This is a genomic window from Membranihabitans marinus (genome assembly GCF_021729155.1).
Taxonomy (GTDB): Bacteria; Bacteroidota; Bacteroidia; order Chitinophagales; family Saprospiraceae; genus Membranihabitans; species Membranihabitans marinus.
Genome location: NZ_JAJQYA010000041.1, coordinates 1 through 25,291, shown reverse-complemented (window position 1 = coordinate 25,291; position 25,291 = coordinate 1). Strand labels below are relative to the sequence as shown.

At 36.7% G+C, this 25,291-nt stretch carries 19 protein-coding genes; 7 read left to right on the top strand and 12 right to left on the bottom strand.

The features are described 5' to 3' along the window. Positions 1–471: 471 nt before the first annotated feature. The 8 genes from LVD51_RS17900 to LVD51_RS17865 all read right to left on the bottom strand — a co-directional run bounded on the left by LVD51_RS17900 (position 472) and on the right by LVD51_RS17865 (position 16,305). Positions 472–1,986 carry a sulfatase gene (locus tag LVD51_RS17900; RefSeq protein WP_236972741.1) on the bottom strand — a complete coding sequence of 505 codons (1,515 nt, stop codon included), beginning with the start codon at positions 1,984–1,986 and terminating at the stop codon, positions 472–474. Between the two features lie 371 nt (positions 1,987–2,357). Next, entirely contained in the window at positions 2,358–3,851 is a 1,494-nt protein-coding gene (locus LVD51_RS17895) for a sulfatase family protein (RefSeq protein WP_236972740.1), read from the bottom strand. Positions 3,852–4,018: 167 nt separating this feature from the next. Then, positions 4,019–4,984 carry a family 43 glycosylhydrolase gene (locus tag LVD51_RS17890; RefSeq protein WP_236972739.1) on the bottom strand — a complete coding sequence of 322 codons (966 nt, stop codon included), beginning with the start codon at positions 4,982–4,984 and terminating at the stop codon, positions 4,019–4,021. 512 nt (positions 4,985–5,496) lie between these two features. Next, on the bottom strand, positions 5,497–6,579 hold the full coding sequence (locus tag LVD51_RS17885; RefSeq protein WP_236972738.1) for a hypothetical protein: 1,083 nt from the start codon (positions 6,577–6,579) through the stop codon (positions 5,497–5,499). A gap of 21 nt (positions 6,580–6,600) precedes the next feature. Continuing rightward, a complete protein-coding gene (locus LVD51_RS17880) occupies positions 6,601–9,771 on the bottom strand; it encodes an FAD-dependent oxidoreductase (RefSeq protein ID WP_236972737.1) in 3,171 nt (1,056 codons plus the stop codon). 518 nt (positions 9,772–10,289) lie between these two features. Then, on the bottom strand, positions 10,290–12,011 hold the full coding sequence (locus tag LVD51_RS17875; protein ID WP_236972736.1) for a RagB/SusD family nutrient uptake outer membrane protein: 1,722 nt from the start codon (positions 12,009–12,011) through the stop codon (positions 10,290–10,292). An 11-nt stretch (positions 12,012–12,022) separates the two neighbouring features. Further along, positions 12,023–15,439, bottom strand: coding sequence for a SusC/RagA family TonB-linked outer membrane protein (locus LVD51_RS17870; protein WP_236972735.1), 3,417 nt, complete (start codon positions 15,437–15,439; stop codon positions 12,023–12,025). Positions 15,440–15,468: 29 nt separating this feature from the next. Then, a complete protein-coding gene (locus LVD51_RS17865; protein WP_236972734.1) occupies positions 15,469–16,305 on the bottom strand; it encodes a FecR family protein in 837 nt (278 codons plus the stop codon). Positions 16,306–16,581: 276 nt separating this feature from the next. Here LVD51_RS17865 and LVD51_RS17860 point away from each other — a divergent pair, with 276 nt between their 5' ends. The 4 genes from LVD51_RS17860 to LVD51_RS17845 all read left to right on the top strand — a co-directional run bounded on the left by LVD51_RS17860 (position 16,582) and on the right by LVD51_RS17845 (position 20,062). After that, entirely contained in the window at positions 16,582–17,112 is a 531-nt protein-coding gene (locus tag LVD51_RS17860) for an RNA polymerase sigma factor (RefSeq protein ID WP_236972733.1), read from the top strand. A 234-nt stretch (positions 17,113–17,346) separates the two neighbouring features. Next, entirely contained in the window at positions 17,347–18,621 is a 1,275-nt protein-coding gene (locus LVD51_RS17855) for a serine hydrolase domain-containing protein (protein WP_236972732.1), read from the top strand. A 26-nt stretch (positions 18,622–18,647) separates the two neighbouring features. After that, positions 18,648–19,205, top strand: coding sequence for a DUF1543 domain-containing protein (locus LVD51_RS17850; protein WP_236972731.1), 558 nt, complete (start codon positions 18,648–18,650; stop codon positions 19,203–19,205). Beyond that, entirely contained in the window at positions 19,202–20,062 is an 861-nt protein-coding gene (locus LVD51_RS17845; protein ID WP_236972730.1) for an alpha/beta hydrolase, read from the top strand. The genes LVD51_RS17850 and LVD51_RS17845 overlap by 4 nt, the downstream gene beginning before the upstream one ends. 108 nt (positions 20,063–20,170) lie before the next feature. On the opposite strand, the gene LVD51_RS17840 is transcribed toward LVD51_RS17845, so the two are convergent. The 4 genes from LVD51_RS17840 to LVD51_RS17825 all read right to left on the bottom strand — a co-directional run bounded on the left by LVD51_RS17840 (position 20,171) and on the right by LVD51_RS17825 (position 23,041). Then, entirely contained in the window at positions 20,171–21,073 is a 903-nt protein-coding gene (locus LVD51_RS17840; protein ID WP_236972729.1) for a helix-turn-helix domain-containing protein, read from the bottom strand. After that, complete coding sequence (locus LVD51_RS17835; protein ID WP_236972728.1) at positions 21,070–21,567, bottom strand: hypothetical protein; 498 nt, start codon at positions 21,565–21,567, stop codon at positions 21,070–21,072. Before LVD51_RS17835 ends, LVD51_RS17840 begins: the two co-directional genes overlap by 4 nt. Positions 21,568–21,571: 4 nt before the next feature. Beyond that, positions 21,572–22,471, bottom strand: a complete 900-nt coding sequence (locus tag LVD51_RS17830) for an oxidoreductase (RefSeq protein ID WP_236972727.1) — start codon at positions 22,469–22,471, stop codon at positions 21,572–21,574. 162 nt (positions 22,472–22,633) lie between these two features. Continuing rightward, positions 22,634–23,041 carry an OsmC family protein gene (locus LVD51_RS17825; RefSeq protein ID WP_236972726.1) on the bottom strand — a complete coding sequence of 136 codons (408 nt, stop codon included), beginning with the start codon at positions 23,039–23,041 and terminating at the stop codon, positions 22,634–22,636. Between the two features lie 179 nt (positions 23,042–23,220). Between LVD51_RS17825 and LVD51_RS17820 the strand changes: the two genes are divergently transcribed. The 3 genes from LVD51_RS17820 (at position 23,221) to LVD51_RS17810 (ending at position 25,010) form a co-directional block, all read left to right on the top strand. Continuing rightward, positions 23,221–23,556: an ArsR/SmtB family transcription factor gene (locus tag LVD51_RS17820; protein ID WP_236972725.1), complete on the top strand. Its 336-nt coding sequence runs from the start codon at positions 23,221–23,223 to the stop codon at positions 23,554–23,556. A gap of 113 nt (positions 23,557–23,669) precedes the next feature. Further along, positions 23,670–24,659 (top strand): permease, encoded by a 990-nt coding sequence (locus tag LVD51_RS17815; protein ID WP_236972724.1) that lies wholly within the window; start codon positions 23,670–23,672, stop codon positions 24,657–24,659. A 9-nt stretch (positions 24,660–24,668) separates the two neighbouring features. Continuing rightward, positions 24,669–25,010, top strand: a complete 342-nt coding sequence (locus tag LVD51_RS17810; RefSeq protein WP_236972723.1) for a hypothetical protein — start codon at positions 24,669–24,671, stop codon at positions 25,008–25,010. Positions 25,011–25,291 lie beyond the last annotated feature (281 nt).

The following is a 25,291-nucleotide window of genomic DNA, read 5'->3' as shown; positions in this document are numbered from 1 at the left end:
ATCACCAATGCCATGACTTATACCTCTAATTCAATTACACATCCATGTGTTTTAATTGCAACATACCACACCACACAAAACATTATACTTAATAGACGTTTGAGAAATAAAAAGAACTATGCGATAAAGAAAGTTTTTAATTTTAATTAACAACTCAGTGATATTATTTTTACTATGCCATTTACATAGATCGCAAAACAATAATGCCATACACCGACATTCCCCAATAGCAACAAAACATAGAAATTGATTTAATCCAATAAGAATAGGGTATTTTAATCTCTGTAATGAGATCTTTCAATAGATGGAAATGAGGAGACAGAGTAGATAAAGATATCGGGGAACAATTCTAGTATTCAGAAAAATAATAAGAGACCTCAAAATGTCACACTCTGCGGTTTGATTATTGGAACAATTATCATTTCCCCGCCTTGACCAACTCTAATGATGATAGAAGAAAATAGCTTAAATTTAATGTTTATCAGATTGAATATTCTTTGAATGTATCTGGTATTTCGCCAACTCCTCATCCAAGATTTTACTCATTTCCTCCACTTTTTTATGGTACTTCTTTTTATCCGCCAAGTTTTCCGTAGCCAATTTTAGATCTGAATAATCATACAATTCAATGGCAACTACCTCGTCGGGATTTTCATACTTCTGCCAACGTGTAAATCTATAATTTGGACTGCGAATACTATAGCCCATAATCTCATTTTTGTTGTCATAGCCCAAGGACGGCCCTCTGGGATACTGACTTATGGCAACCTTTTTTACTTGAGCTCTAGCATTGTTTAAAATTGGAAGAAGGCTTTGTCCTTCCAAATGAGTCGGTTTATCCAAACCTGCTAAATCACAAATTGTGGGATAAATATCCACAAACTCAGCCAAAGACTCGGTTTTTTCGTCCTTGTTATTCAACCATGGCACGGCAACTAATAATGGAGCTCGAGTATCTTCTTCAAAATTTGTATGCTTACACCACCCACCGTACTCTCCCAATTTCCAACCGTGATCGCCCCAAAGAACGACAATGGTGTTTTCACTTAAACCGTTCTCTTCTAAGGCATCTAACAATTTACCCACCTGTGCATCTATCATACTTACGGCGGCATAATAACCGTGGATTAAATTTCTAGTTATTGAGTCATTTAAGGTCCCAGTCGCTGGAATTCCGTGATATTTACGCAGCTCTCCAAAATTGTGTAAAGCTAAATCGGGCATACCATGGGGTATGACTCTTTTTGGTATTTTTATTTCATCTGGATTGTATAAGTCCCAATATTTTCTGGGAGTGACAAAAGGCAAATGAGGTTTAATAAATCCGACAGCAAGAAAAAAACTAGAATCTTTAAGACTAGATATGCGCTCTACAGCATATTGTAAAATCAGGCCATCTGTCATATTTTCTTCTGGTTGATCTGACTTATACCAAGGCAATTTTTTGCCATTCAAGCTGGGAAAATCACTCTCCAAACCTGTTGTATCGCCTTTAGTAATTTCAACCAAACCCTTCCTCATCGCATTGAGACTCAATTTAGGAGTAGACCAGGACAGGCTATCATCTGAATTACCATGTCCAGTGTGATAAATCTTTCCAATACCCTCTACCCGATATCCATTATTCTTAAAATGTTGGGGCAGGGTAACTACATCGGCCACTTTCTTCCTAAAAAATGTTCTCAAATCATAAATACCCAATGCATCGGGTCGTAAGCCCGTCATCAAACTATTCCTAGAGGGAGCACATACGGCTTGTTGGCAATAGGCGCGTTCAAACCTCATACCCATTTTTGAAAGTCGATCCAGGTTTGGGGTATACATATGTTTGGCTCCGAAAGAATATATTTCTGGACGCAAGTCATCCACTGCAATAAATAGCACATTGGGTTTATCTAAAGGTCTTTCATTCGATTGCCCGGTTAACTCGACAAGGAAAACCAATAATGGAATAATCATAAGAATCCTTCTATATCTACTTACCATCAGAATATATTTTTTAATCCACTCCCGTAAAATATCCATTGGAAAAACCCGGTCACATCTCAAGAAAAACCAATGATTATTCTTCAAATTTCAACAAATGAAATTATTTCTACTGGACATGGTCTATTGTTTTAAATTTTATCTGTCAAATTTAAAAGTTTAAAAGCTATTTATGGATATTTTCGGCACAAATCTGTTGATTACCCAAAGTCATGAATGAGTCCAAACAGCAATATATGACCAGAAGAATTATGGAGCATTTAATTACCATTACGATCGGCATAATTAATAAACGCAATTCGTATTAGGCCTCCCCAGTTATTGAAGACTAGCCGGTTTAAGCTCAGACATATAGTATCAGAGGAGAACTCCTAATTTAGGATTTCACTATATTTTTGCCTCATCATTTGAGCAATAGTCTTTTTTTCATCGATTAGATTATTTTGTTCACCAGGGTCATTTTTCAAATCAAAAAGTGATTCCGGAATATTACTACTTTGGTTTTCTGGAATATATTTCCAGTTGTTCATTCTATACCCATAAACTGCTCCACTTCCGCGCACTAAAATATCCTGCCTTTTTTCACCTTCTCCTCCCAAAAATATCATACTTAAATCCTTACTATCTTTCATTTCCTCAATACTCAGGGGATAATCAATAATTTTTCCTAAAGTCGCGAATACATCTATTAATCCAAAAATATTGTGATTTACTTGGCCTTCTTCTATTTTCCCCGGCCATCGAACAATCAAGGGAGTCCGAACTCCTCCTTCGTAAACTGTCCACTTTGTTCCTCTAAGTCCTCCATTGGGAGTATGAAAATATTCGACATCGTCAACATCTTGTTTTTCTCGATTATTAACCGCATTACTCAAGTCCATTTTATCATTGGTTATTTCAAACTGAGACCCATTGTCGCTGGCAAACAACACTATAGTATTTTCTTTCAATCCCAATCTATCTATAGATTCCAATATTTGACCAATATAATGATCCAATTCATGGACATAGTCGCCATAAGAACCCGCCTTTGTTTTTCCTTTGAATTTTGAAGAAACGGAAATGGGTATATGCGGTACATAGGGTGAAAAATACATAAAAAAAGGATTCCTCCTTTGACTGTTCTCCGTCAAAAAATCAATGGCCTTTTGGGTTAATACTGGAGTATATTCATCCAGTGCGTAGCGATCTAGTTGGCTGGTATTTTTGGCAAAATCAATATTGTACAAATCGTGATGGATAGCACCGGTTATCCTGTCATTATCGAGAATCCAACACTCACTAGCACAGCTAAATCCATACCATTCATCAAATCCATGATCCAGGGGTCCATCAGTCACTGGCTTTGACAAGTCAATATTGGCACCGTTCTTTTCCGCTTTAAATTGTCCATATCCAACTGGTTTTTCACCGTCGAAGGTAGGAAATGTAGTTCCCAAATGCCACTTGCCTAATCCAAATGTATGATATCCACTTTTTTGCAACATTTCCGGCAGGGTCAGGATAGAAGAATCCATCATTGAAGGTTCATAATTCCTCATTACACCAGTCTTTTTCCAGCTCTTCCAAGGATATTGCCCCGTCATCAATGCATATCTAGACGGAGAGCATACAGATACTGGGCAATACGCATCTGTTAATCGAATACCCTCAGAAGCTAATTGATCAAGATGGGGTGTCGGAATGAGGGACTGAGGATTATAACATTGAAGGTCGCCATAGCCCAGATCGTCTGCGAAGATAATCACAATATTGGGCAGGTCTTGTTTTGACTGACTAAAGCCATAATTGCCCAACATCAGAGACAAAATCACAATCATCTGAAATCGCCACGAAAAGACTTTATATATTTCACAATACACCATTGACCAATTTGATTTATTTTGTTTATTTCCAATCCTTCAATATACTACAATCCCATTCCCAAACATCGGAATTTTGGCAACAAAAATCAAAAGATAGATTTAATCTTATCTCCCCATTAAAAAATCACGAAGTTCAAACGATACTATCCATATTGATTTACAACCAATTATGGCAACTCCCATTTCATCTTAGCTAGATTTACCCCTCTATGAGGATATTGCACACTGGAAATGAAAAAATTCCCATTCTCATCTTTAATTATCTCTGGGGCATGGGCATTGAGTTCAGCCAAAGGCTGATCTGCATTAAAATCAAACACATCATTTGAGCTATAAACAAATGTTCTTTCACCATAACCATTGCCATCGTATGAAGTATCCCACAAACACCAGAATAAATAAAATCTATCCTTATGCTTGAGCAAACTAGGTGATTCACACTGATATGACTCTGTAGTAGGTTGGAATATATTTACCGGTTCCGTCCAATCCTTTAAGTCCTTAGACACCGCCATCTTTACCGAGTTGCCCGCACAGTAGACCAGATAAAATTGATCTCCCATCTTCACGATACTAGGATCTCTGCCACTCTTTTCATTCAGGTCCAAATCTCCCAATGGTTCCCATTGATAAAGGTCTGGGGAAACGGCCATCTTAAAGGGTGCAGGTCCATAAATCATAACGTAGAGACCGTCATTCAGAATGATGGTCGGCGCATGGTTATTGGGACTTTCATTAGGTCGCTCATCTGGAGGAAGAACTTTTTCCAAATCTTCATATACATCTTCTCTAAAAGAGCTTTCAAAAGATTTACCATAAGATACCGCGTGAAATGATACGTATTCCCCTTGATGATCTCGTTGATTGGATTTTGGGGCCGGATGGGTAATTCCAAATGCATGCCAAGAAGAGTCCTTGCCTTTCACGAAACAGTGATCATTAGGTTGCCATTCATCATAATATTGGCCTGAGATCAAATCTTTGGTATCAGGTCCAGAGAAGGTGTCACCTTCCGGCATGTAAACATGTACATACTCGCTAGCTAGTTTAGGAATTAATTCCTTTTCTACTTCCTGATCCAGGCCTGAACATCCAAATAAAATCGTTATGCATATTAACCACAAAACCTTCATTCTTTAATTTTTTCTCAAATTTTCAAATAACATTTAAAATAGAATTCCCTTCATTTCTTGCGTTGGAGATACAACACAATATGAATTATACCCAATGCATTTAGTATAATTGGCAGCTCTCCCTTAAGAGGCCATAAAGTCTTCCGTAAAGCCAAAAATTTAGCATAAGCATCCATCAAAAACTTTTGACAGGACAAACACATGGTAGTTGAGACAAAATCCATCTATTTATTTCATCTAAGTCATTACACTTACCAATGGACGAAGCATTACACTTTAATAGACGATTGAGCACAAAAAAGAACTAATTATCTAATTAAATATTACACATACAAGACTATGCATTTCCAAACATTTCCACAATGTAAAATCACGACCTGCCTTCTACTTTTATCGATGAAAATAAATCAGTTTTTATTTAATCAACGTATTGATTTATCCCTGACTTCAACAGACTACATACAATACTTAAAAGACAATAATTCTATTGTAACCAATTATTATCAAGTAGGCTATTGAATATTGTGATATTGTACAAACCGATTGGCCATTTTATTTAATAAACTATTGTCACTTTCCCTATATCCTCTAATTAAGTTCACGACTTCCTCTATTTGATCTGGGTACTTCATAATCACTTTAACTACATTCGCCACATACCAAAGATTCTGATCTTCTAGATCTTTAACCAATGACTGATAAAGATCTTTACCTAAATTGATATCCTCTCCCATAGAATTTAAGACCCGCATTCTTTCATTGATCTTCAGCAACGGAAATTTATTAGATAATTCCTTTTGAATATTAAAATCTGAAAACTCAACATTGACGAGGGCTTTATAAGACAATTCCTTCAATGAATTATCATTTGAATTATCTAAGTTGTCTAATATTAAACCATCTATAAGCCGATGATTATTTAATTCTCCTTGAGCAAATAAATCCATGATAAGACCCAAGTCTTCTTTCTTACCTCTGCTTAGTAGAATTTCAAGAAAAGATGAATCAGAATTTAATTGACGAGCGGACAATCGCTTCAATTGTTCATTTTCTCCTTGATTGACTTTATGCCAAAGCGTGTAAGTAGTATAGACGGCATCCTGAACTGCCTCTTCTGCCAACTCCTTTCTCGTAGCACCGGTGACTCCATCTACTGAAGCTGTTGAATCGACTAATAATTCCTCAAAATCATACTCTCGTAGCACAGACCAATTGTTACTTAAAATTGTATCTAAGAGAAGATAATCCGATATTTGAAATACACTATGATCCGTTTTCGTCAATGGCTCTCCATACACTTCATATCCCAAAAATGCCCCATTGATACGCCAATAAATGCCAACATTTATCTCCTTGCAAACCCCAGTAAGACATACAGGAGTTTGAATATTTCGATACCAATATATTAACCCTTGTTCATCCTTATACTCTTCAATGATTACTTTATTTTTATCATCGTCAAAAATGAAGTGATTTTTATGGAGGGAATACAAATTCAATGAAGACAAAGTGGGACTTTGAAAAAAAATATCACTTGGCAACATAGAATTTGAGGCCAAAATGGTTGTAATAAGTAAAACCAAAGTCAATTTCATAATATACTATATCTACTACGGTTAAAGCTCCCAATTATAACCTTCTAATTTACAGGTTTTTTGGGGATAACTTAGCCTAGTCATTTTAGATTTCCATTTTTCAGAATCGTAGTTATAGTCTACTTTCATTAAATCTATTAATTCATTTTTTGCAAATTTTTTAAATATAAAATGAATATCATCTAGATAATTAGTCAAAATTTGATAGCCTTTTTCGGATCCACAACGCGCCAGTGAGGCTCCTATGGCCAATTCTAGACTGCCTCCATATACCCTCCACCTTACTTCATCATATTTTTCGGATATAAAACCACCTATGTTTTTATCTTTTAACAATTTTTCAAAACCCGGTATAAATCCAGCATCTGGTACCCGATCTGCATAAAAAACAAGATTGAATATACGATTGTAAAAGGGGATCAATTTAATATCCATTCGTTCATTAAAATAACTATCTTTTAATTCCGCAGCCTGGCCTCCAGATACGGTATTGTCCAAGATATATTTTATGCTAGGATTATTTAATTCATTTCCGGCCATAGCAAGAAGTCCAATATTCTGATTGATTCTCCAAAACAAGCCATGGAGTAAATTATCCTTACGACCACGAATAGAATCATAATTATCTACAAAATCTTCAGGATAACCATCGTTTAATTCCTTTTCAAACATTTCCATCAACTCCTTCACAATCAAATCATTGCCCTGACTACCTCCATACCATGCTATGGCTTTAGCCAACATCAATCTGCCATCTGCTAAACTTGTTTTTTCAAATGCTTTCAGCAATTCTGGAAATATAATTTCTCTAGGCGATCTCACACATTCATATAAATACTCTACTTTGCCCGTTGACAAATTTTCGATTCGCATCTTAATATCGGCTAAATCTGAGCTTTTATTACCTAATTTTTTTTGATTGTAATCGGATGATAAATACCCAAGGTCTGCCCATTCTTTTTGAATATCAGATACATCGTAATTCGCAGGGCTAATATTTTTCCATATTTGATCAGCAGCAATTTGACCTGTCTTATATCCTAGAACAATCAAATCCGCCGACATTCTAGTATACTGAAGCGCATTATGAGTTTGACTAATTGCTCGACCGGCAAGTAGTAATCCATCTAACTTCTTTGGAACAATACAGCGGTAAGGTATTTCAACCGTCAAAGGATTCGAATGTGGGAGCAAAAATCCACATCTACTGAATGGTGTGACGGCTATATTATGTAAATCAAAATCACTACTCGATTGAGAAATCACATCTTCAAAATGTGTTTGCTCTAAAGCATCAATAAAATTTAATTCATACATCCCCACTATCCTTCTCGATTCTCTAACCGTCAACATTGGATTAAAGTCATAATGATGAGCTTCATAGTGGGATAAAAACAAGGCCCTTTGTAGCTCAGCTAATTTTCCATTATCAATAATATCGTAGTCTCGATGAGGATGCGATGGAGTATGCTTCATTCCTTGCACATCTTTTTGACTGTAGTTTTGTGTTCTTCCATATCGGGCATCCCCAAAATGAAAATCAGCACCTGCAAAACAAGCCACATCGCCATCTCCTGTGCTATCAATGGTTCTTTCGGCTTCAATAACTTCTAAGCAACCATTCCTTGAAATAACAATTCCGCGAACCGTATTATCATCTAAGTAGGCGTCACAAATAATAGCATTCCTAATTATCTGACCATTGTATTTCGCTATCTCTAACTGATGATACAACATTCGCCCCACCTTTTTACTCATATTGGCTTTAAGCGCTAGTCCTTCGGAATCATCAACCTGTTTTTTAAAATATTTATGATCTCTCACTCCGTGATAATACACCATAACACTTCCCATAGTTTTAGTCCCGCCAAGATCATTAAAATAATCTACGACTATTGTACTCACACCTTTTTCAGCTGCCCCTAATGCAGCCATACTACCAGAAGTACCACCACCTGCCACACAAACTTGGCAAGTTCTCTGTTTTAAACTATGTTTCACATAGTCGATACTGCATTTTTGAAGCGGAATAGCCAAGCCAGGTTCTTCAATTTCACTAAATGTCAAATCTTTATAGGGAATTTCTGCCCCTACAATTTTCAACAACCTAGGTTTGTTTTTTAATTTTTTACCAAACTTTATTTGACTTACCAATGATTGAGCTCGGGATCTAATTTCTATTATCTTTTTGCAACTCAAGGGCTGATGAAGACCTTCCACCATATAATACCCCTTCATCCCTACATCTGGCAAAGGAGACTTCTCTAAATAAATGGAGTTTTCCAATGCTATTTGATGAATGACGGCTTTTGAATAATTGGGATTAATTTTCACTAAATTTTCTCCTATGGCAAGAGCCTTCGACCGAGATTCATGTTCTAATTCATTTATATTTTGGGATTGTGGTTTATATTCAAATTCGAAAAAAACTTGATCTTCAGTTTTTTTCCCTCGATGAACCATAATTTTATCTTCCAATAGATTAAGAGATTTCGGCGCATTAAGGGTTTCAGTATTAGCACTTTCAGCTCCTAAAATTTCTAAAACAAATCCTACTTTATCTATTTTAAAAGGACTATTGAACAGTGATCGACTGAACATTGCGTTGTCAGAAGCATCTAAAAAATTTAAACATTTGACAGAATGTATTCCATGTTTGCCCGCAAGTAATACCCCATTTACATTCTTCTCATCGGTAAATACACCACAGACATCAGTCATCAATAAGACATGAACTTTATTAATCAGGAGGTTTCGCAATATTGTTTTTCTAATGCTTCCCGCAAATAGCGAATATTCGTTACTGAACTTACTATTGTTGATACTGGAACCATGGTTATTTCCCATTTCAATTCTTTCTCTTTCTGGAAAGAACAAATCTTTCAGTTCTTGATCAAACTCTTGATATCCTGCTTCATTAAGCCATAATTTTTTCTTGGCGAAAATATCATATCCAGGACTCGTCCTTTTATCCACTATTAAGACTCTTTTGCCTTTTTTCGCTGCTTCTATTGCCGCGAAATATCCAGTCAAGCCAGCACCATAAATAACAATATCATACAAATCAACAGCTTCTCCAGGCAAAAATTGATTATAGATTTCCTTCAATAAATTTGCACTTAAAAATCCCGGAGACAACACAGCAGCACTCGTGGCTGGTATGCTAATATTTAAAAAATCACGACGCTTCATATTCTATTTTTTCAAAAAATCTATAATTTATTTCCAACACAAATTTTGTCTGGATCAAGCTTTCCTTGCTCCATCAACAACTTTTCATCTTGAAATATTCGAAATGTATTTTTCATTACAATTGACTATAAAATGGACAATGGTTCCAATACATTAAAAGACTCCGAAATTATTTTATTCAAACAAATACGGAGTCTTTTGATTTATACGAATTACATTTTATAATGACGGAAAAGATTTCGAATGACTGAATGAAGTTGCCCCTTGGGCAACCAAATGTCCTTAATGGACATTTGATGAGGGAACCGAGGCTACCATGCCGAGGCGTGATCACACTTCAAATCGGTAGCGAATGGCCACCGTGCTCAGGGTGGGAATGCCAACAAAGTTCCCGTACAAACGTAAAACATTATGTCTCAAGCCACAATATTTAAGCCGCAATGCATTGCGGCTCTACAATAAATTCAAAGATTACCGTTAATTATAAATGTAATTCGTATTATATTTCTATTCCCATATTAATATCCAGGATTTTGAACAATATTCTCATTAATCAATATCTCCTTTGAAGGAATTGGCCAAAGATATTGTCTGCTGGCATCAAAAGTCTTTTGATTGAGAACTCTCACAAAACCGGCTTGAAACAATGGTTCAAAATCAGTGACTCCATCTTCATCAACCTCTGGGGTAGCAGGGAAAAACCACAAATCTTTATCCACTACATTTGCTTTGAGATCGATAACATCCAACATTCCATAATTTGGCAAATTCAACGTTTTTTCAGCCAGCCTCCATCGTATCAGATCCATATACCTCAAACCCTCTAATGCAAATTCCATTCTTCTTTCGGTTCTCACAATCCTTCTCAATTCGGCCTGACTCTGAATCTCCACTGCTGGATAACTAGTTGTCTCGCTTACATCCACCCCATAAGCTCGGGCTCGAACGGTGTTAATCGCATTGATTACAGAATCATCTATCTCATTGAGTTCTATTTTAGCCTCAGCATACATTAACAGAACATCGGCATAACGCAAAATAATATAATCAGGATCGGTAACATAATCATCTGCCCAGTCCTCATCTATTCCTTTTTTCCATACCATACCATTGTAGGAAGTAAATTGTGCAACCGTTCTGGTATCATTATTTTGTACATAGGTTCCAGATTTAAAACTATAACAGGTAACAGAATCTGGATGCGGTTGAAACATATATCCAAGATGCTCTGTCTGAAACTCTACAATGGTCTCCGAACATCTAGGATCTCTATTTTTAAATGGCTCGCGAGAGTTAAATAATGGTGATTCATCTATGGGTAAACCATCTGTGCACAAAAAGGAACAAAACAAGTCCCATGTAGGGTTCTTAGAAGTAGAACCTCCAGCATTCCGAGTGATGTAGAACTTTGTACCAAGACCAGAATAATCATTTTGAGTTGCCCCCCAATCATTAATAAATTCACCTAGTTCAGCCGATCTCGAAAGATTAAAGATCGACTCATTGGCATTTCTAGTAGAAGATTGAAAAAGTTCACCAAAATCGGGATACAAGGTATAAGCTTCTAGATCTATACAAGCTTTTGCAGCATCGCTAGCGATATCAAAATCGCCCATATACAAGGCAATCCGAGCTTTCATTCCCAATGCGGCTCCTTTAGTAGCCCACTCATTCTCTGAATTTTCGTATTGCACGGGCAAAAACTCAGCGGCATAGTCATAGTCCTCATATATAGATTCTAAGATGATTTCTTTATCTGTTCTTCCCAGAGCAAAGGACTCTTCAATATTTAGGGCACTGGTGTAAAATACCACATCCCCCCAATGTGAAATCAGTTGAGCATACTTAGATGCTCTAACAAAGCGGGCATTGGCTTCATATAAATTAATTAAAGCACTCGGAAGGGTTTCTGCCACCTTCGGCAAATTATCCAAAATGGTATTTGCTCGAGCTATACAAGTATATGCACTGTTCCACATTTCAGAACCAGCTGAAAATTGACCATTTATGGTAGCATTTGTAATTTCAGTTGTACTCGTTCTATTCATCCAATCGTCAGTCCAACTGTCCGAGTCTCTATCCCAAAAATCAATGGAATACAAATCATTGATGCTCATGCTAATTTCTGTTTCATTAGAGTACCAGTTATCACTTGAACCTTGAGATAAGGGATTCAAATTCAAATCTGTACAAGAAAACAGGGTTAGAAATATTATCGATATAGTTATTATTACTTTCATGAATTTTAAATTTAGAAATTTACAGATAAACCAAATACCATTGAAGAAGTGATCGGATATCCAGAAGTTGATATCTCTGGATCCCAGCCCTTTAAATAATTGTCGATGGTAAGGATATCTGATAAACTGGCATAAAATCTGACGCTCTTCACAAATATCTTTTCAGAGATATTATTGGAAAGGGTATAACCCAGTGTTACGTTTTTGAGTCTAAAATACCCACCATTAATCAACCAAAAATCAGACATTGTATAATTGTTCCCCTTCCCAGTATCCGATAATCTTGGATAAGTAGCTTGTTGATTTTCTGCTGCTGTATTATAATTACTCCAATAATGACCATCTATATTTGCTGGCACATTGGCATAACTCGCAATTAGTGGAGTCACCATAATAGATGACAATCTTGAATTTTGTTTGCCGATACCTTGAAAAGCGAGTGAAAAATCAAAATTCTTATAGTCCGCTCTCACATTACCACCAAACATATATCGAGGAAGAGAACCTCCAAGCAATACACGATCATATTCGGAAGAAATTTTTCCATCCGGAACACCATCTGGGCCACTAATATCAGCATACTTAACATCACCGGGTTTTACACTTGAATTTAATTTTGGAGAATTTTCTACCTCCTCAGCGGTTTGAAATAAGCCCAATGATTGGTAACCGTACCATTCATTAAATTGACTTCCTTCAAACTTTACTTGATCACCCAAAAATTCTTTACCTCCTAAGTCTCCCATCTCTGAAACAAAATCAGAAAAATTAGCCGATATCGAATAACTAAAATCACCGATATAATCGCGCCATCCCAATTCTGTCTCCCAGCCCACAGTATTCATCTTTCCCGTATTTTGATTGGGATTATCAAATCCTATATAATCTGGAATTTCTAACTCTAACAGCATCCTTTTGGTCACCTTCTTAAATACATCTCCAGAAAATTGCAACCTATCGTCAAAGAAACTAGCATCGACTCCTAAATTGGCGGTTTCGGTGGTTTCCCATGAAATGTCTCGAATAGCATATCTTCTTTGAGCAGCCGTTTGAGAAGATACCGTATTCGTCCCTTGATATAATAAGGTATTGCCAAATTCGATACTGGATTGATATGGATAACTCCCGATTCTCTCATTGCCCAACGTTCCATAAGATGCTCTTAATTTTAAGAACATATTATTTACAAAAGGCTCTTCAGACAACACCCATCCCACTGACATAGAAGGGAAAGTACCCCATCTGTATTGCTCATCAAAACGAGAGGATCCATCTCTTCGGATATTAACTTGTACTAAATATTTACTTTTGTAATCATACATTAATCGTCCAAAGTAGGATCGATACGCCGTTTCTATGGCGTTTCCTCCAGTGCTTACAAAGTTGGGATTTCCGAGATCCAAATACGAATACGAAGTCAATTCCAGCTGATCACTGGTCGCTCCTAAATACTCATTGAAACTGTAATAGTTTTCATATCCCGCCATTCCATTAAGTGAGTGGTTGCCCATGGTTTTCACATAAGATCCAATTAATTGCGATGTCATATAATATGAGTCGCTTCTTCCTTCTGTTAATTTGGTACTACTTAAACCTTCAATATAACCGGTAAGCTGGGTTGGATCTTCTCTATCATAATAAGGCAATTTCTTTGTAAATCTTTTGGATTTAGAATATCCAAGGGTCGGTGAAAATATAGCTGAAAATTTCAATCCTTCGATAGGTGTGAAATTCAAAGACATATTACCTCGTACTTGATCATTCCACGTATTAGAAAATCCACCATAGTTATAACTAGCATATGGATTTACACCAATTTTCCCTTCTGCAATCCGTCCATCTGACCATTTCGCAGCATAAATAGGTGGCATATACCACATACTCGTAATTGGCTGGCCATTTAGTGTCTTTGTGATATCTCTCTTGGCATACAAATCAATGGTGGCAGACAGATTATTGGTAATCGTTACATCATTGTTAATCCTTCCTGTAAATCGCTCGTAAGAACGCTCATATAAACCATCTACATGGTCGTACGAAACCGAAGCCTTTGTTTTAATATTTTTAGAACCTCCCGTAATACTTAAAACATGGCTTTGTCTTGGTGCACTCTTTTTTAATATTAGATTCGTCCAATCTGTATTGGGATAAAGGTCTGGATTGCTCGCATTTTGAGAATAATAATTACCTATAAAATCCTGTGAATAAATAGGATATTCATCATTCATATTGCCATTATCATTCCAACGCAATTCATTGGTTATCTCCATATATCGAATCACATCAACAAATTCTGGCAATTCAGTAGGTTTTTCAAAGCCGAATTCTGTATTATATGTAATACTTAACTGGCCGGTCTTAGCGCGCTTAGTTGTGATAAGAATAACTCCTGCTGCAGCTCTAGAACCATAAATAGACGCTGATGCACCATCTTTCAATACAGAAATATTTTCTACATCATTGGGATTAACATCACTTAAATTGCCAGGCACCCCATCTACGATAACCAATGGATTACTATTGCCAATGGTGGTGACTCCTCGAATGAGAATAGAGGCCTCTGAACCAGGGGCATTGTTACTTCTTGTCACCGTTACACCAGCGACAGAACCTTGAAGTGCTTGAGAAAGTTGAACGGATTGCCTTTTGGCCAAATCTTCTCCTTTCACCGTACTCACGGCACCGGTCAAATCACTTTTCTTCTGTGTTCCGTAACCTACAACGACGACTTCGTCCAACGTCTGTGAGTCCTCCACCAAGGTAATGGAAAAATCAGTTTTCCCATTTACAGCTATTTCTTTGGACTGATACCCTATATAAGACACCATTAGAATGGCTTGTTCATCCACGTCTTCAATAGTAAATCTCCCATCAAAGTCGGTGGCCGTACCCTTATCAGTCCCTTTGATAATCACATTGACACCAATGAGAGGCAATCCTTTTTGATCAACAACTGTTCCGGACACATTGACCACTAATCTCTTTTCCTTATAGGATAATTTATCCAACATATGTTTGGAAGGCAATAAAGCCAGAGTGGGTTCCGATCTCTTCTCTTCCGTACTGATGAGAATTTCCAAATGCTTGGCCATCTCTTTTAAAGATTGAAGTCCTTCCCGATCCCTACTGTAAATAATAACGTACTTATCCGCGTGAATCCTGTATTTCAAGTTAGTCTTTACCAATACCTTTTCCACGGCATTATTTAAAGATTGGCCTTGATCAAATTCAAAATCTACGGTATAATTCTCAATCAACTTCTTGTTGTAACTAAAATACACTCCATACTGTGCGCTGATCTCTTGAATAGCTTCTTCCAAGCTCATTTTCCTACCCTCTGCTGCCTGCATCAACCCAGGCAGAACGACGAGCATAAGCAATACAATCCCCTTAAAGGATCTCTTTTTAAGTAAAAATCCTAGTTCCATCTATTATATTTTATATATTTAAAAAATTCCTATTCCTCTCCGACTATAATTTTGTTAGATATTGACTCCATAAGTTTCTTTTGCAGCATCAACTCTAACGCTTCTCGTGTAAAATCCCAATCTGTATAGGGAAGACCGTGGATAACAATGACTTCATCCAATCCGGAAGAATCCTCCACTATAAATTCTTTACCGTAAATCGCAGTCATCTTTTCCAGTATCTGCCATCCAGTATTGTCCACAAAAGTGAATATGCCATTGGTCCATGATGTACTCACTTCTTCAGATTGGTCTAATAACTTTTCCACTGTTTTTTCCTTTTGATCGTATTTGACCAAATCCCCAGGCTCCATGGCTATATCTTCCAACTCATTGGCTTGCAACAACACCTTACCTTCTTTGAGAAAAACATTGGTAAAAGCTGATCTAGACTCTAGATTAAATTTGGTACCCAAAACATTGACATCGACATCAGGAGTTTTGACTATAAATTTCTTTCCGGCTTGATGAGACACATCAAAAAATCCTTCCCCGCTGAAAAACACGATACGGTCCTCATCGTCTTGGAAACCTTCTTCCCATTTCAATTCCGAACTGGCATTCATCAACACAGAACTGCCATCGGGCAACTCAACGGTCTTGGTTTCTTGAAAACCCGTGGTATAAACTACATAATTAACTGGACCCGGAATAAAAAACAACACCAATGAGACCAGAATTAATACTGCAGCAGCTGCAGCTGAGGCCCATAAATAAAACTTTCGTTTCACTTTTTGCTGGTCTGAAGATTTAGGCTCTTCTGCGTATTCTTTAGACAAAAATACGCTGTGACGTTCCAATATGGAGTCATTGATTAATGATTCCACAATAGGTTTATTTTCATCATTTTTTATCAAAAAAAATAATTCATCAAACTCTTTTCTACTTATGGTTTGATTTAAATATTTTTCATACAGCTTAACAATTCTATTTTTTATATTATATTGCGCCAATTCAGTATTCTTTTTATTGTCAAAAATCAGTTCATGCAAAACATTGTACTCAGTAGACGTTTCAAAATTAAAAAGTACTAATCATTGACAAAAATTTTTATTTTTTTTCGATCTACTGGCATTTATTATAGCATTTGCAGAAAACTAGTTATGGACTGGAAGATAGATACATACAAAGAATACCATGAAAAAATATATGGCTTTATTAAATACCACGTGAAATCCGAGGAAATCGCTCAGGATTTGGCTCACGACGTATTTGTAAAATTATATACTACCTATAAAATTTCGGAAATCGAAGAGGTGGAATCCGTCATTTGGACCATTACCAGAAATCGAATTATTGACCACCACCGAAAAGCAGCCCATTCACAGAAATATTTAAATTTTCTGTGGGATCAATACCTGACAGAACAAAGTCCATCGCAACATTTAGAGTTTCAAGAGACCAAAGAATTGTTTAAAGCGGCTCTTAAAAACCTCACTCCACAACAGTGGAAGATTTACAATATGAAAAATGAGGAAGGCATGAACTACAAGGAGATTAGTGCCAGACTGAATTTATCCATTAGTACCATTAAAAACCATATGCAAGCGGCACATAAATCTATTCGAAACTATATCTCCTCGCGAAAAGAAGTCGTAATTAGTTTAATCTTTTGGATGGTATCGATTTGGTAAGATGGAACTGCCCCTATAGATATCGAGAACCATCAGATCTAAAAAACTACCACTTTTACCTTTTCATAACCGGCTAAAATTATTATTCTAGGTAATACTATTCATTTCCCACCTTCCAATGCGGTAGTCAATTGAAAATACCCATAAATAAATTATTGACAGCAAGTGTGACCATTTTTTCTGTTGTTTTATTACTTTGCATAATCACAAAATAAAACCCCAAAAAATCATAAAATGTACAAGACTTTCCTACCCAGAATTCTTATTGCAGCCTTATTTCTCTTTCAATTTTCCTTTGCCCATAGCCAAGACTTAACCTATGTAATCCCTGAAGAAGTCAATGTCTCAAGTGAACGACTGGAATACTTGAGTAATACCTTCGAAGAATACGTGAACCAAGAGAAATTACCCGGTGCCGTCATCATGTTATTGAAAGATGGAAAAGTATTCTACCACGAAAGTTTTGGTAAAAAAAATATTGCAGCAAACAAAGACATGGAAGGAGATGATATCTTTCGAATCGCCTCTCAAACCAAAGCCATTGTCAGTGCGGGCATCATGATTTTGCAAGAAGAAGGAAAACTCTTAATTCACGATGCAGTGGGGAAGTACATCCCCGAGTATAACAAGACAACGGTTGCAGAAGCCAGTACTGATGGACAATACAATATCGTAGATGCCAAAAGAAAAATTACCATTCGCGATCTTTTAACCCATACCGCTGGAATAGGATATGGATATGGCGTAGCCAAAGACCTGTGGGAAAAAGCGGGCATCCAAGGCTGGTATTTTGCCGATAGAAAAGAACCTATTTTAGAAACCGTTAAACGAATGGCCTCATTGCCCATGGACGCCCACCCAGGCGAAAAATTTGTGTATGGATACAACACCGACATTCTGGGAGCCGTCATCGAAGTAGTATCGGGACAATCCTTAGATGAATTTTTGTCGGAAAAAATCTTACATCCACTGGGGATGAAGGACAGTCATTTTTACTTGCCCAAATCCAAAGCCCATCGTTTGACCACCGTTTATTCATTAACAGACAATGGTTTAATTGAATCCCCTAATCCGGGTCAGATGAACGGACAAGGAATGTATGTAGAAGGACCAAGAATGAGTTATTCGGGGGGAGCAGGACTTTTGAGTACTGCCCACGATTACGCAGTATTCTTACAAATGATGCTCAATGGCGGCAGCTATAACCATCAGCGTATCCTCTCTCGAAAAAGTGTAGAACTGATGACCGTCGATCACCTCGACGGTATTGAATATCATTCTCGAAAAGGTTCGGGATTTGGACTGGGATTCTCCGTAGTCAAAGATCTGGGCCGATTTGGGAAACCCGCATCCGTTGGTGAATTTACCTGGGGTGGTGCCTATCACTCAACCTATTGGGCAGATCCACAAGAAAACATGGTCGTGGTCTATTTCACACAGGTGAGACCTGCACGAGGACTAGACGATCACGACAAGTTGCGCACATTAGTTTATCAAGCCTTAAAATAATCATTATCTCGAACAACAAATTATATATGGTCATCTTGGGATGTAGGCCCACCGGTCGCAATATCGAACAGCACGATGTGTTTTTTGGCATTGCTCCTTCCCTTGTGGATTTGATTCCCGACATGGTAGATTTTTGGCCAGAAGCCAATGGAAAAATTCATATTGATTCCTGGCGTAAAGTAGAAAATGTTGATGGATTCAAAATAGATATTCTTCCTTTGTCCGATATTCCCATTAAGTCAGTAAAATCAAATCGACTTTTTTTTATTAACCTTGGAGGTTATAAAGTCAATGACATGGAAGAATACCATTACAAAATGTTGACTGTGGCTGATAATAAATCTCAAGCCATTCAAACGGCTAAAAAAACAGCCTTCTACAAACATTGTGGATACAGTGGTGCTGTTTCACATATCGACGACAAATACGGTATTGATGTCGACGACTTCTACACCATCGAAGATATTCTACATCCAAAATATAAGGAGAAATTTCACATCCATATATCCAAAAATCAACACCGTAAAGAAGACGAATTACACATCGGATACTTAACACTTTCAAAATTAAGACAAGGCCTATGAATTACACGATCAATATAAAAACCAAAGGTTTACATAGAGTCATAGCAACTGCCATAACGGTTATTGCTTTTTTGTGTGGGCAAACCTCTTCAGCTCAGACGACATACCGACTTATTGAAAACATTCCGTATTATTCGGAAGCCGATAGAGCAGGCGATGAGTATATCGCAGAGCGTTGTAAAATAGATTTGTATTATCCGGAGAATAGCGAAAACTATTCAACAGTAGTATGGTTTCATGGGGGAGGTATTACCGCAGGACAAAAAGAAATACCCGCAGCCTTAAAGGAAAAAGGAATGGCCGTCATTGGAGTCAATTATCGATTATCTCCAAAGGTTAAAGCACCGGCATATATAGAAGACGCTGCAGCGGCAGTAGCATGGACTTTTCAAAATATTAAAGACTATGGTGGGAATCCGGATAAGATATTCCTTTCGGGTCATTCCGCCGGTGGTTACTTGATTAGTATGGTCGGACTCGATGTGGAATATTTAAAGCAATACGATATCGATGCCAATCGCATTGCAGGCCTTATCCCTTTTAGTGGTCATACCATTACCCATTTCACCATTCGTGCGGAAAATGGAATCAAAGGTAGTCAACCCATTATCGATCAATATGCACCTCTCTATCATGTACGACCCGATGCTCCCCCCCTCCTATTGATTACCGGTGATCGCGAACTGGAATTACTAGGTCGGTATGAAGAAAATGCCTATCTCATGAGGATGATGAAAGTCGTTGGTCATACAGAGACTCATTTGTTAGAATTAGATGGTTACAACCATGGTATGACCTTCCCTGCCTTTCCATTACTCATCAAAGAAATCAAGAGAATCGAAAAGCAAATACCATAGATAAAATTAATTTGCCACCTAGGCTGGACATACTACCAAAACAGTCTTCAGTTGTCCTAATAGGTTAAATACGAAATACCTATTATACCTTCTAGCCATTCGGTTATTTTAGTTTAGACTTCTATACTTTGAAGGACTCATTCCGACCTTTTCTTTAAATACTTTACTAAAATGTTGAGGATATTCAAAACCAAGAGAATACGCTATTTGACTAATTGTGATATTGGTTCCAAGCAAGTCATTTTTAGCAATATCAACTATATGTAAATGAATATGCTCTATTAAACTTTTCCCGGTTTCTGCTTTTAGTAAATCGCTTAAATATTTCCCTGACATATTCATCGCTTTACCACATTCATCAACCGTCGGAATACCTAATTCCAACTGTTTTTTATTTTGATAATAATCCTTTAAGAATCGGTCAAATTCAAGTATTCGGTCTTTGCTGTAATTGGTTCTTGTGACAAATTGACGATCGTAGTACCTGCTGCCATATTTTAAAATGGCTTCAATATTGTGAATAATTAACTCCTGGCTGTGCCTATCAATATTTTGATTTATTTCTATTTCAATCTTATTGACACATTCTGTCATTATCTTCTTTTCTTTGTCCGACAAATGCAGTGCTTCATAACTATCGTAATTAAAAAAAGAATAATTAGAAATAGTTTCCCTCAAATTAGATTTGCGTATTAAGTCGGGGTGAAAAAAAATAGACCAACCCCCTTCGTCTACTCTCGTATTGCCATTTGAAGAAATTACTTGTCGTGGACTTACAAAAAGCATAGAACCTTCACCAAAATCATAGGAATTCCTACCATACTTAAATGAACCATTTATATCCTCCTTTAAAGAAATAAAATAGAGCTCACTATTGAACCTTACATCGCCAAAATCAATCCTCATTGAGGGAGAATGTCGAACCACCGATATCAATGGATGTACTGGTTTTTCTATTTCTAATAAGTTATGTAAGTGAGCCACTGATTCTATGGTGTATATGGATGTCATTTCAAGTAATTTAAAATTTGTTCATAATAAATGCTTGCTCTCTCTTTCGAAAAATAATCAATTACAATCAGAGCGATGCCAAATATGGATAAGGGAATCCCTACTGCATACAGTGTTTGGTTATTGGTAAACCAAAAGAAAATCAAGGTTAGGATAAAGCAAACCGTACTCACAGCTAATGAAATTGGGTATAAAATTTGAAAATCCTCTACTCGTTTTTTTTCATTCTGTGCAAACTGCATGGGATTTTCTTGATAAGATTGTTGCATCGCTGGCAATCGCTTATTATTGCTATAAACCATTGAGGAAGCCATTGCCAAAAATAAAGTCCCAACAACAATCATTGGAAGAATTAACGATTTAGCATTCGCTGTTGTCCCAAAATACCAAAGGCAAAAACTGCAAAACAAGGTTATTAAACCAGATATTAAAATAATCCAGCCTTCTAATATTTCCCCTTTTACCCAATGTAAACTATATTCTAAAAAATTCATCTCTTTAATATTTAATATTGGTCATTTGTTCTGATAATTCCCATAGTTTTTTGGCCGCCACTCCATCGTGTGAGAGTTTACTAGACTGAACAACAACAGGATTTCCGTGCATCTCAAAAAACCGCGATGGTCCAAAATAATTCCCTGAACCAACATGACTATCAAATGCGGCACGTAAGGTCGGCAAAACCCCTCTGTCCGGTCCTTGTGAGAAAAAAGGATTAAGCATACGCATATACCAACTATGTTTTTGTAGATTAGTTCTAGTCCAACCTGGATGCGCAGCGGTTACTTTTATGTTGCTGCCTATACTTTCCAACTTACGGCCAAGTTCATAGGAAAAATATAGATTTGCTAATTTGCTATCTGCATAGGCCTGTGTAGAATTGTATTTTCTTTTTTCCCAATGGATATCCTCAAAATCTATCTTACCCATTTTATGTCCGAGACTTGATGTAGCGACTATTCTAGCATTATTTGCCTTTTGAAGCAATGGCATCATTAAACCTGTTAGTGCAAAATGTCCTAAATGATTTGTCCCCATTTGAATTTCAAAGCCGTCCTTGGTCTTATCGAACGGACAAGCCATGATTCCGGCATTGTTTATCAATACATCTATCCTTTTATACTCTGACACTAAGCCATCTGAAAAGTCCATAATGGATTGTAAACTGGATAAATCCATTTCTCGTATATCCAATTTTGCGTTCGGAACCTGATCTCTTATTTCTTTGGCTACAATTTTTGCTTTTTGAACATTCCTTACTGCCATTATAACCCGAGCATTTTTTTCAGAGAGTATTCGACTAGCTTCTTTTCCCAATCCGCTTGATGCTCCAGTAATAATTATATTCCGACCATTTAGATTCGGTATATTATTTTTATCCCAATTTGATTTTGACATAATTCACAATTTTTATTAGACAAAAATCATGGTTAAAAAAAACATCCAATGATCGGTATGGCAGAAAGTTGAATACATTTCGCAGATTATTGGCTTTCGCTCTTCACAATAGCCTTCAAGATAACCAGTTGCAGGGTTTAATACGAAATACCTTATAGTCCATCAAACAGGATCAATGATACGAATCGTCCCTGAAATGTCACTAGACAATTTTACCGTATTGTAGATCGTGCCATATCTTTCAATGTTCTTTTTTAGTAAATCTACTTTTATTTTTTTATCCTCACTGTAAAGGGTTAGGTCGTAAATGATATCTTCCATTCTGGGCGGACTTTCATGACGAGTGGCCTTGATTTCAATAGTGGCCTTGGAGTAGGTATATTTCAAAATGCCTGAAAAACGTTCTACATTCTTCAGTATGCAAGAAGCTAGAGAGCCCAAGAATAACTCTGCAGGATTTGGCAGGGTCTCTTCAGATCCTTTAGTGGTACCAAAATCTATATTCGATTCTTTTATTTGGACCACTGCATCTTCATTGGCAATTGAGGAAGCTTTGATTTGATAATTCATTATTATTAATTATTTATTCTGGCAAGTGGCAACACTTCAACGGTTAAAGGAAGGCTCGCTTGATGTACTATGCTCTAAAATAAATAAAAATGTTAGGTCGTGTTTGAGTTTATACAAATTTTATATATTTGCAATCGAAAACATATGCGCCAAAACACATATGTCGTAAAAAAAGGTTAATGGATAAACAGATTGAAATATTTAAAGCCTTATCGGATGCAACCAGATTAAAAATTGTTTGGCTGCTCACTAATATAGATGAAAAGATTTGTGTTTCAGAAATTGTTGAGGTTTTGGAAGAGCATCAATACAATGTATCACGCCATTTAAAAATATTGAAAAATGTCAAATTAGTCCAAGAAGTTAAAGAAGGGAAGTGGGTGTTTTACTATTTGACCCCGATTGAAAACGAATTTAGACAATTGATTCAGGATGCGATAAAAACCATTCCAGAATCACAGATGCACAATGAAATCAAGAAATGCAAAGTATTACTAGGGAAACGAGAGAATTAAAAATCATTATTTACGAAATACATCATAAAAAGTAAAGAAATCAAGCATTGGCTTTTTTTTGCAATAACATATGCGCCAAAACACATATGATCTTTAACCTCAAAATAAATACCATGAACGAAAAATTAAATTTAGCATTAAACGAGTTTATTCATGTAGGCCTAGTATTGGTCATCGTCATTGCCATAGTATCAATAATTACTGGATTGATCAGGGCTTTTATTCCACAGGAAAAAATTCAAAAAAGACTATCAAAATCCGGAAAATACAGTGGATTAATGGGAGCTTTACTGGGCATTCCGACCCCCTTCTGCAGCGCATCTATGGTGCCTGTATCAATGGGGATGATAGAAATGGGAGCTCCATTTGCCATGGTGTTTTCCTTTTTGCTTTCTGCCCCATTAGCTAATTTTGTAGTGGTTGGATTTATTTTCGGTGTTTTCGGCTGGAAAGTAGCATTGGTATATTTCTTAGTTGTGTTTATTGGATCTATTATTTTCGGAAGCATTGCAGGAAAAACATCACTCAAGCATAGTGTGAAGCGCATTGATTTAAAGCCAAAATCAGCTGCTACCTCCTGTGGTTCACCGGCACCAGTGAGTTGTACCGCCACTCCATCTTCATCAGTAAACGCTTGTGGAAGTTCACCGAATACGAATTCCCCATCTTCTTGTGCACAGAGTAAAGATTCCAATCAAAAACTAAATGAAGCATTCACCTTTGGTTGGGCATTGTTTAAGCGCATTTTTCCCTATGTGTTGCTCGGCGCCATAATTAGTGCGGTTTCTGCAGTATTTGTACCTGATGCATGGGTTGAAAAATATCTAGGAAATGATAGTCCTCTTGCCATTCCTATCGCAGCCACAGTAGGAATTCCATTGTATTTACGAATTGAAATGGCCATACCAATATTACAAGCACTTATTGTAAAAGGCATGAGTATGGGAGCGGCTATGGCATTGATTATTGGAGGAACAGGGGCGAGTTTACCGGAGATCGCTATTGTTTCTTCTATGTTGAAACCCAAGGCTATTATTGCATTTGTCTTTTCCGTTATGACCATGGCCATAGTCGGTGGTTTTATTTTTTACTTTTTCTTTTAAACTAACCATATGATTCATCTAAATCGCTATTTTAAATCTATCGTAAAAGCTTGTCCCTATACCATCCTTGGTAAGAAGGGTATTGAGATATTCAAGGCTGCACCGAAGTCCGATAAAAATATAGAAAATAAAATGCAGAGATATAAAACCGGCATGAAAACCGGGCGCAACATTTCCTTAGTTGGCGTTTTTTGCCCTTTTCTTTGGTATGCTATTTTATCTGGAGCCAGTAAAGAATTCATAATGTTGAATGTCATTCATTCAGCATTATTTGTAGTTCTCGGCCTCCTCATTCTAGGTGTAAATTATGTGGCACTATACAGATATAATAGTGCCATTGAAAAAAGATAATGGATATGTCAACAAATCGGAAAAATACAACTATAAAGTGATACATGAATTTCCCTAATTTTTTCAATCATCATATCTAATCCATTATTAATAATCCATTACATTGGATAAAAGATAAATTATATAAAATATAGATTTATCATTTCAGAAATCATCACTTGTAGAGACGCAAGATTTTGCGTCTAATAGGGTAGTTAATTTGTCATAATGGAATTTGTGATTGACATCTAATGTTTATATATAATGGGCAAATATCAACATAAATATCGCATTGCCTCCAT

What these genes read in the sequence shown, in the direction of transcription:
- LVD51_RS17835 (WP_236972728.1), bottom strand. Translation starts at nt 21,567, where the DNA reads ATGAATTTTTTAGAATATAGTTTACATTGGGTAAAAGGGGAAATATTA.
- LVD51_RS17860 (WP_236972733.1), top strand. Translation starts at nt 16,582, where the DNA reads ATGGACTGGAAGATAGATACATACAAAGAATACCATGAAAAAATATAT.
- LVD51_RS17810 (WP_236972723.1), top strand. Translation starts at nt 24,669, where the DNA reads ATGATTCATCTAAATCGCTATTTTAAATCTATCGTAAAAGCTTGTCCC.
- LVD51_RS17890 (WP_236972739.1), bottom strand. Translation starts at nt 4,984, where the DNA reads ATGAAGGTTTTGTGGTTAATATGCATAACGATTTTATTTGGATGTTCA.
- LVD51_RS17820 (WP_236972725.1), top strand. Translation starts at nt 23,221, where the DNA reads ATGGATAAACAGATTGAAATATTTAAAGCCTTATCGGATGCAACCAGA.
- LVD51_RS17855 (WP_236972732.1), top strand. Translation starts at nt 17,347, where the DNA reads ATGTACAAGACTTTCCTACCCAGAATTCTTATTGCAGCCTTATTTCTC.
- LVD51_RS17840 (WP_236972729.1), bottom strand. Translation starts at nt 21,073, where the DNA reads ATGACATCCATATACACCATAGAATCAGTGGCTCACTTACATAACTTA.
- LVD51_RS17845 (WP_236972730.1), top strand. Translation starts at nt 19,202, where the DNA reads ATGAATTACACGATCAATATAAAAACCAAAGGTTTACATAGAGTCATA.
- LVD51_RS17895 (WP_236972740.1), bottom strand. Translation starts at nt 3,851, where the DNA reads ATGGTGTATTGTGAAATATATAAAGTCTTTTCGTGGCGATTTCAGATG.
- LVD51_RS17830 (WP_236972727.1), bottom strand. Translation starts at nt 22,471, where the DNA reads ATGTCAAAATCAAATTGGGATAAAAATAATATACCGAATCTAAATGGT.
- LVD51_RS17815 (WP_236972724.1), top strand. Translation starts at nt 23,670, where the DNA reads ATGAACGAAAAATTAAATTTAGCATTAAACGAGTTTATTCATGTAGGC.
- LVD51_RS17885 (WP_236972738.1), bottom strand. Translation starts at nt 6,579, where the DNA reads ATGAAATTGACTTTGGTTTTACTTATTACAACCATTTTGGCCTCAAAT.
- LVD51_RS17825 (WP_236972726.1), bottom strand. Translation starts at nt 23,041, where the DNA reads ATGAATTATCAAATCAAAGCTTCCTCAATTGCCAATGAAGATGCAGTG.
- LVD51_RS17900 (WP_236972741.1), bottom strand. Translation starts at nt 1,986, where the DNA reads ATGGTAAGTAGATATAGAAGGATTCTTATGATTATTCCATTATTGGTT.
- LVD51_RS17870 (WP_236972735.1), bottom strand. Translation starts at nt 15,439, where the DNA reads ATGGAACTAGGATTTTTACTTAAAAAGAGATCCTTTAAGGGGATTGTA.
- LVD51_RS17850 (WP_236972731.1), top strand. Translation starts at nt 18,648, where the DNA reads ATGGTCATCTTGGGATGTAGGCCCACCGGTCGCAATATCGAACAGCAC.
- LVD51_RS17875 (WP_236972736.1), bottom strand. Translation starts at nt 12,011, where the DNA reads ATGAAAGTAATAATAACTATATCGATAATATTTCTAACCCTGTTTTCT.
- LVD51_RS17880 (WP_236972737.1), bottom strand. Translation starts at nt 9,771, where the DNA reads ATGAAGCGTCGTGATTTTTTAAATATTAGCATACCAGCCACGAGTGCT.